Raw genomic sequence first — 8860 nt, 5'->3', positions numbered from 1 at the left:
AACCAGATGGCTTATGAAGAATTGCAGAAGTTACGGACTGCGTAACATCAGTTACCAGTTATTTATAGTCGTGAATAAATTGACCAAGTTCATCCGACGGTAGCGGTCTGCTATAGTAGAATCCTTGTACTGTGTCACATGCATTTCGGCAAAGAAAGGCAGCTTGCTGTTCATTCTCCACCCCTTCAGCGGCCACCTCCAGGGATAAACTTTTAGCAAGAGCTATGATGGCTGAGGTAACTGCCTTGTCATCTTCACTATGGGGAATATCTTTCACAAGCGAGTGATCGATTTTCAGCTCCGAAATGGGCAATTTTTTTAGATACGACAGGGAAGAATAACCCGTACCAAAATCGTCAATACTAATTCCTACACCCAACGCTCGAATCTCTTGGAGTATGTTCATGGCATCAGAAATATCTACCATCAAGGTGCTCTCTGTTAGTTCCAGTTTGAGGTTGTCCGCCGCTAGCCCGGTAGAATTCAATATATCGCGGACGTGCCGCACAAACTCCTTGTGGCGAAGTTGAAAAGCGGAAATATTCACCGATATCATCAGAGAGGGCATGCCCTCAAGCTGCCATGCACGCAGTTGACGACAGGCTGTGGCTAGAATCCAATGGCCAATTGGGCCAATCAGCCCGGAAGTCTCAGCGATCGGAATAAATTGAGCAGGGGACACCAATCCGAATATCGGATGTTGCCAACGCACCAGCGCTTCCATTCCCACCACCTGATTGCATCGTAAATCAATCTTGGGTTGATAGTGCAGCACAAGTTCATTGCGCTCAATAGCATGGTGTAAGCTGCTTTCCATTGAGAGTTTGCGAAATGCGGCAACATTCAGAGATTTACTGAAAAACTGGTGGGAGTTCGGTCCTAGCTCGTGTGCGTGGTTCATCGCAAATTCTCCGTTCTTGATAAAGGCATCTACTTCCTTCCCATCCTCTGGATAGACGGCAATACCGATATTTACCGCCAGATAGATTTCATTACCATCCACTTCAAACGGAGCCGTCATCTCCTTGAAAATACGATTAGCCACTTTGGCGCTGTCACGTGTATCTTGAATATAATTCAGCAGGATACTGAACTCACTGTTACCCAGGCGGGAAACGGTTATATCCATATTGATGTCCCCGATTTCAAAATCCAGTTCAAAATCCCTGGCAACGGCCATGTAATCGCTGTCTCGCAGTGTGCCGATCAAACGTTCTGTAAACATTTGCAGAAGGCGGTCTCCAATTGTAGATCCCAGTGTTTCGTTGATGCGTTTGAAACTGTCTATGCTCACAAAAAGCCCAACCAGGAAAACTTCATGACGATCACAATAATTGATAGCCTGCCTCAGGATTTCCTTAAACAGAGTGCGGTTGGGTAGATCGGTTAGTGGATCAAAGTAGGAAAGATGGTGTACTTGATCTTCGATTCTACGCCGTTCAGTGATGTCCTGCACCGTGCCGTGGAGTTTATCGACCCGCCCTTGTTGCACCTCGGCCTCGCCCTGGATATGCACTATATGTACTGTTTCATCCGCATGTAGCAATCGGGCTTCCAATGAGAATGCGCGGCCTTGCTGTGTGCAGCGATCCAGAGCCTGACGCAGGCTCTGGACATCGGAAGGATGAACTGTCTTGAACAGGGCAAACGGATGACTATGAAAACTTTCCGGTGCAACGCCCAACACATTTAATGCTTCTTTCGAACAGGTCATACGATCATTATTGACATCCCAATTCCAGTTGCCTAAATGGGCGATTTTCTGGGCGTGATATAAGGTCGCTTCGCTATGCGCCAGGTTTCCCAATGCCTCACTGGCACGCATCATGTATCGCAAACGATAAGGCAGAGTGGCCCAACATATCGGTTTGGTAATGAAATCCGTTGCTCCCAAGCCGAAAGAGTTGTGGATCGATTCCACATCGTCGGCTCCAGTCAGCATCACAATGGGCAATAAGCGAGAGGAAGAAAGAGCGCGCAAAGTCTCAAGACAGATAAAACCGTCCATTTTCGGCATCATTATATCAAGCAGAACCAGATCCGGATGGTGTTCCCTGAACAGCTCCAGACCGGCTTGACCATCGGCCGCGCCCAATACTTCAAAACCTTCACGCGATAAAATGTCATCAAGCATCAGGCGAACCATATCATCGTCGTCAATCGTCAAAATAAGCGGGCGTGGCTCTTGCATTGTATTGGTCATATCGATTCTATTTTTTGCTGCAAAATCTTTATAGATTCACAGTAGGTCTGTTCCATTACGGTCAGTGCTTCAGGGTTGGTTTCGGATAACCCTTCCCGAGCAGCGTTTTCGACGGTGTTGGCGAGTTCGGAAAGCTGCATCGCACCCACGTCTGCAGCGGCTGACTTCAGGCTGTGGGCGGCATGGCGTATCGCCTCTATATCACCGGTAAGTAAACCTGTTTTTATCTTTTCCAACTGTAACGGTGCGTTGGAAAGAAACAGTTTTAATACTTTCTGCACCAGGGTTGTTCCTCCTATATTGCGTAACATGGCTAACGGCTCCGGATTCACGTAGGTATCTGAAATAGCTGGTGGATTTGAAATGTTAATGTTCGGCCTCCCTGTATATTGCTTGAGTATTGCCCGTAGCGCTTCAATCCGGAAAGGTTTGGGCAAATAATTGTCCATACCCATAGCCAGGCAATGATCCTTATCACCTTCAAGCGCGTTACCGGTCAGTGCGACGATTGGCGTATGATTCCATCCAAGTCTTATCTCTTCCTCCCTGATATGTTTTGTGCTCTGGTAGCCATCCATGTCCGGCATCATTACATCAAGCAGAACCAGATGCGGATGGTGTTCCCTGAACATCTCCAGGCCGGTCTGACCGCTAGCCGCACCCAATACTTCGAAACCTTCGCACGATAGAATGTCCTTAAGCATCAGGCGAATCATGTCATCGTCGTCAATCGCCAAAATCAAAGGGCGTTGCTCTTGCATTGTATGGGTTATGTCGGCGCCAATTTCTTGTTGCAAGATTTTTACAGATTCATCGTAGGCCCGCTCCATCGCAGTTAGGTATGCCGCATCCGTGGTAAGTAATCCTTCCCGAGCAGCGTTTTCGATGGCGCGGGCTAGTTCGGAAAGTTGAGTCGCGCCGACATCGGCAGCGGCAGACTTCAGGCTGTGGGCGGCATGGCGTACTGCCTCTATATCGCCGCCAAGCAAACCTGTTTTTATTTTTCCCAGCTGTAACGGCGCGCTGGTAAGAAATAGCCTTAATACTTTTTGCACCAGGGCTGTTCCTCCTATATTGCGCAATATCGCCAAAGGCTCCGGATTCACGTAGGTATCGAGGGCAGGCGGTAACTTTGCAAGGCTAATGCCTGGCATCCCAGTATGCTGTTTGAGCATTGCGCGTAGTGTCTCAATCCGGAATGGCTTGGGCAGATAGTCGTCCATGCCCGTAGCCAGGCAACGCTCTTTGTCGCCCTCAAGCGCATTAGCGGTCAGTGCGACGATTGGAATATGTTTACGGCCTCGCTTGGCTTCTTCTTCCCGGATATGTTTTGTGCTCTCGTAACCATCCATGTCCGGCATCATACAGTCCATCAAGATCAGGTCCATACCTCCACGTCGCCAAAGTTCCAGTGCTTCCAAGCCGTTATTAGCTATCACAACCGTGCAACCCAGCTTTTTTAGCACTGCTCGTCCGACTTCCTGATTCACTCTATTATCTTCCGCCATTAAAATATGCAGGCCCAGTAATTCTGTGTTTACGACACTGTCGGTTTTGGCCGCAAACAGGTTCAGCAGAGCATCATGCAGCACTCTTTTGTGTACTGGTTTCAATAGATACAGATCGCAGTCGCTCTCGCATATGCTGACCTGTTCGCTTTCAAACGTACTGGAAGTCAGAATAACCACACGCATGGCGTCAAAACGTTTATCGTCGCGGATCCGATTTGTCATCTCTATACCGGATAGATCGGGCAGCTTCATGTCTATAAGTGCTAGGTCAAAAAATTGTCTTTGTTGTGCATTCTGATCCAGAAGCTCCAGGGCATGCGCACCATTTTCTGCCAAGTGAGGTATCATGCCGAATTCAAGTGTATGTCCTTTGAGAAGGATGGCGTTACCGGGATTATCGTCAACAATGAGCACCTGCTTACCTTGCAGCTCAGAGTGCAGAGGTGGAAACGGCACGGGTGCCAGTGCCGGTTGTAAACATATTTTGAGCCGGAATTCAGAGCCCGCACCGAGCGTGCTGCTCACCGCGATATCCCCGCCCATCAACACGGCCAGATCCTTGCTGATGATAAGTCCCAAGCCCGTGCCGCCATATTTGCGCGTAGTCGACCCATCCGCCTGGCTGAAAGGTTTGAATAACTGTGACATTGTCTCTGGCGATATTCCAATGCCGGTATCGCGTATATAAAAACACAATGCGATTTCCTGTTGACAGGCAATGTTGTCAGGATCGAGGCTGACCAGGAGTTGAACTTTACCTTTATTAGTAAATTTGATCGCATTGGCAAGCAGATTGGTCAGAATCTGACGCAAGCGATTGGGGTCGCCTCTTATTTCCAGCGGAACAGCGCTATCTATTTCGTATTCCAGAGCAATACCTTTATCGTGGGTCGGTTTCTGGAATAACGAGGTCGTTTGTTCCACTAGATTTCTCAAGTGGAAATCCAGCATTTCCAGCTCCATCTTACCCGCCTCAATCTTGGAAAAGTCGAGGATGTCATTGATAATGGAAAGCAACGAGTCTGCGGAGCGATACACGAGCTCTGTATATTTCTGCTGCAATGGTTTGAGTTCCGTTCCCAGCAACAGTTCAGTCATGCCCAATACGCCATTCATCGGCGTGCGAATTTCATGACTCATGTTGGCCAAAAATTGCGACTTGGCTTTATTGGCGGCCTCGGCCTGTTCTTTTGCTGTGAGCGCATCCTGAATGGCTGTTTCAAGACTTTGGTTTTTTTCCGATAATTCCTGGGTTCGGGCGATTACCTGTTGTTCCAGATGCGCCCGATGCAGCTCCAGTTGCTCGTCGCGTTGCTGGATTTCATTCAGCATAGTGTTGTAAACAGAGGCCATTTCGCCAAATTCATCGGTGTTGATTCGAGTGAGGCGCCGGGTAAAGTTTTTCTCATGGGCTACCGTTTGCATGGCTTGCATCAGTTCTAACAGCGGCGCCAGAAAAACCCTCTGTAATTTGGTAGAGATAAAGATAATGGATAGACCGGTAAAGACAACAACCAAACTAATGATTAAATAAAATCTATTGAGCAACGCATGTAGTCCGCTTTGGTCATCGGCCAAATGCAAAATACCTTGCAATTCACCTTCCAGAAAAACGGGCCTGAATAGATGTAGGACATCGTCTGAATCATAAGTGATGACTTGTTTATAAAGCGGTAACGGAGCATTTTGAGCGTCCGCTTTGAACAATCGGCTAAACCAGGTGGTAATCTGTGTACGCAGGAATTGAATCGAATTCTGCGGTTGCGTGCTACTTTGCGAGACAGTGATCAACGTTTTGATAGTCTCGCTGGTCCAGTTTGTTATCGACTTTTTAGGTGATTGGTAAGCTGCAAAAATATTACCGTCATTGTCGTACAAATGGGCATAAAGCAAACTCGGTTGGCTCTTCATGCCGTTCAGCATTTCCTGGGCGCTTTTGACTTCATTAAAAGCCAATGATACGGAACCGTTCCAGGCAATAAAATCCGCGATTAACAGCAGTTGTTTTTCGGTGTCGCTCTTTTTGGTGAAATATTCGTTGACTACCACGGCAGCCGTTGCCAGAAGTAGAGCCAGCATGGCCGTTAAAGTCATAATCGAAATTAATTTGACCCGTATCGGAGCGTTACTAAACCATTTCATAGTCATTTTTAATTACCGATTATTTTGGCTAGCTTTAACAATCTTGCGCTGATATTCAAATTCGATTCGCGCGCCACAGGCAAGTTTACATGTAAGGTGATTTTACCATCCACATTTTCCAGACCGACCATGCCACCTTGCACGGCAAAATCATAGCCTTCGCCGATGGTCAGTAGCGGAAGTTTTTTTATTTCTACAAACACTTGCAGCAAAATATTTTGTTTTAAGTCGCTGATATAAAGCACATGGCACTGTTCAAAATTACGTAAGCGAGTTAGATTAGTCACCCGTAGCGTTTTATTGCCTACCGATTTATAGTCAATACCGACAAAGGATTGCTGCACTACGTTATCGCCTACCACACAAAGATCAATCGTATCTTTTATTGAAGCATTGTCCGGCCAGGTAGTAAAACGCACAATATTCAGCGTTAAGGCTGCCAGAACGGTCTGTTCTTCGAGTGACTGGGCAAGCGTTGGCAGGTTAATGTTAAGTAATAAACTCAGGCCCAACAACAACGGCAGAAATTTTCTGCCTCGTTTGTTCATATGTCAAAAATTCCAACTTATTTTGCCGTACATGCCACGGTCGATGGCAGTCGGCAAGACTTGGTTTTCCGCTATATATTCCAGGTGTTGTTGCGCCAGCAGGTTTTGGCCTACCAACGATAATTCTATATGTTTATAAGGCCGCCAGGCGGCGCGCAGATCAAGTGTAACATAGGCTTTGATAGTGGTATTGGGAAGAGCGCCCACTGTGAAATTGGTGTCGACATAACGTAACCAGAAATCCAAATCAATATCCCGCCAGGGCGAAAGTGAGCCTCGCAATGAAGTCCGTTGATTTGGACTGATAGGGGTTTGTGGGTTGCCGATACTGTCGTCTAATTGTGTATGCAGCCAGCTGTAATTGATATCCCAGCGCCACCAGTCCAGCATTTGCCAGACAGTAGCAATTTCGACGCCGTAGGTCTTACCTTGCAGTTTGTTGGTAAAAACCAGGGGCAGTACCAGGGATGTACCATCGAAAAACGGTGTGCCTGCAAGCGGATAGCGCAGGTCACGATAATCATTGTAAAACCCGGTTACATCCAAAGAAACCGATTTGGTAAAAGTCGTTCTATAACCCGCTTCATAAGTAATGACTTCCTCGGAACGGTAGCCGGGATTGCCTTGAATCGTTATTGCAACGGGTGGTGTGCCGAAAGGAGGGAAAGGCAAAGCCTGTGGCGGTACAATATTACTCAGCAAGTTGAAATCCTGCTCTACTCGCGATGGCGTACGAACCGCTCTTGAGACGCCGGCCCAGAGCCGGTGTTGATTGTGGGGCGCCCACATAATTCTGGCTGAGGGTTGGCCTTCGAAGCCACTGTAATCATTATGCTCAAATTTGGAACCGACTGTCAGCCAGAGCGTGTTGTCGATCAGCGTCAGCTCATCCTGGATAAAGCTGCTGACCACTTGGTCATTGACGCTGGCCGGGTTGATTTTGAAAATTGTCGGACCATTTTGGATATTATTACCCGCGATATGGTCATGGCCAAAACGGTAACCCAGTCCCCAGACGATCTCATGCTGGTCCAGCAATGCGAAACGATGTTGAAAATCAAGGTCCAGGGTATCGCGGCTATCATCCCATGGCCCCTCATGACGAGTATAGGTATCGTAATAAAATTGCAGTGAGTAATCCGATGTCGGTGAAAAAGTATGTTGCAATCGGCTCAGTAAATTACCGCCGGAGGAGGGGTTGTAGTCATTTACATTGGCCAGGAAAGGCGGGGCAATTTGCGGATAGTAAGAAGACTGATTGATTTGGGTTTGATAAATATCACCTTGAAATGTCAGTGCATCCTTGGGATTTAATTTCGAATCCAGACGAAAGCCGCCTTGTACTTTATTCCAGTTATCGCCGGCTCCGCCGCCAGTTAAATGTGTGTTTTCGTCACGATTAAAACCTTTAACGTAAGCTCTTGCGGTGGTTTCCTCACCCAGTTTTGTACCGTAGCGAAATGAACCAAAGTCTTGTTCCTTAGTGCCGCCACCGGCATTCAATGAAACGCCCTGAGTTTGGGATGAATGCTTGGTAATGATGTTGATTACCCCATTCACCGCATTAGCGCCCCACAAGGTAGCGCCAGGGCCGCGGATGACTTCGATGCGGTCTATGTCTTCCATCATCACATCCTGGTTTTCCCAGTACACACCGGAAAAGGAGCGGGTATAGGCGCTACGGCCGTCGATCAGGACCAGTAACTTATTGGCAAAGCGGCTGTTGAAGCCTCGGGAGCTGACCGCCCATTTATTTGCATCAATTTTAGCTACATCCAGACCTGGCGCAAGGCGTAACGCATCGGGAATACTGGTAGCGCCGGAGCGTTTTATGTCATCGTTGGTAATCACAAACGCCGCTGCCGGAGCATCATTAAGGGATTGGGCTTTTTTTGCAACAGAGGTAACTTCAACATTGAGCAAGTCTTCTACACTCAGGTTGAGCGCCTCGTTTTGCTCTTCAGAACTGGCTCGAGGGCTGAAACATAAAATAATCACCGATAGGTAATAACTAATAACAGCTTTTTTATTATTAATCATATGAGCTTAAGGTATTAGGTCGCGCATTGACGACTGGCTGATATTCTGAATTGTGTTTGCCATGCCCGACATAAAGGCATCCATAAACAAAGCGATAGAATTATTGGACTAGTTGCTCTGTAAGCTATAGCGATTATTAATGCTCTAGCACCGAGTTGTTGCTGGTTGAAGTCGCGAATCGCGGTAAAGAAGTGATATTTTATTGTAACCTTGCCGGAAAGGTGAAAATGGTTGATGTAGAATCTTTGTTTAATCGCACGGTGGGACTGGTCAACTTGTCTAAGTCTGTCATGTTGTTCGGTAAATGTCTTGTGACTTATTTTTTTTATCAAGACGGTGCCTTTCATGAGCTAAGGTTATTTAATTAATCAAAGGTAAACCCCCAGCTCTGCTGGGGGACTCACAAAGTTTGACAA

At 47.2% G+C, this 8860-nt stretch carries 4 protein-coding genes; all 4 read right to left on the bottom strand.

Going from position 1 to position 8860, the window contains the following annotated elements; genetic code table 11:
* Positions 1-58: 58 nt before the first annotated feature.
* The 4 genes from V7051_RS23830 to V7051_RS23815 are packed head-to-tail and all read right to left on the bottom strand — an operon-like array spanning position 59 to position 8444.
* The gene (locus V7051_RS23830; protein ID WP_333879260.1) at positions 59-2203 is read right to left on the bottom strand and encodes a putative bifunctional diguanylate cyclase/phosphodiesterase; all 2145 of its coding nucleotides are present in this window, start codon (positions 2201-2203) and stop codon (positions 59-61) included.
* Positions 2200-5862: a response regulator gene (locus V7051_RS23825; protein ID WP_333879259.1), complete on the bottom strand. Its 3663-nt coding sequence runs from the start codon at positions 5860-5862 to the stop codon at positions 2200-2202. The genes V7051_RS23830 and V7051_RS23825 overlap by 4 nt, the downstream gene beginning before the upstream one ends.
* A 2-nt stretch (positions 5863-5864) precedes the next feature.
* Positions 5865-6404: a YfiR family protein gene (locus V7051_RS23820; RefSeq protein ID WP_333879258.1), complete on the bottom strand. Its 540-nt coding sequence runs from the start codon at positions 6402-6404 to the stop codon at positions 5865-5867.
* Positions 6405-6407: 3 nt separating this feature from the next.
* Positions 6408-8444, bottom strand: a complete 2037-nt coding sequence (locus V7051_RS23815) for a TonB-dependent receptor plug domain-containing protein (RefSeq protein ID WP_333879257.1) — start codon at positions 8442-8444, stop codon at positions 6408-6410.
* Between the last annotated feature and the right edge of the window lie 416 nt (positions 8445-8860).

It is taken from the genome of Methylobacter sp., from assembly GCF_036845245.1.
Classification (GTDB): domain Bacteria; phylum Pseudomonadota; class Gammaproteobacteria; order Methylococcales; family Methylomonadaceae; genus Methylobacter_A.
The sequence above is the reverse complement of the archived record's forward strand: the minus strand, read 5'-3'. Positions and strand labels throughout refer to the sequence as shown.

What these genes read in the sequence shown, in the direction of transcription:
- V7051_RS23825 (WP_333879259.1), bottom strand. Translation starts at nt 5,862, where the DNA reads ATGACTATGAAATGGTTTAGTAACGCTCCGATACGGGTCAAATTAATT.
- V7051_RS23820 (WP_333879258.1), bottom strand. Translation starts at nt 6,404, where the DNA reads ATGAACAAACGAGGCAGAAAATTTCTGCCGTTGTTGTTGGGCCTGAGT.
- V7051_RS23815 (WP_333879257.1), bottom strand. Translation starts at nt 8,444, where the DNA reads ATGATTAATAATAAAAAAGCTGTTATTAGTTATTACCTATCGGTGATT.
- V7051_RS23830 (WP_333879260.1), bottom strand. Translation starts at nt 2,203, where the DNA reads ATGACCAATACAATGCAAGAGCCACGCCCGCTTATTTTGACGATTGAC.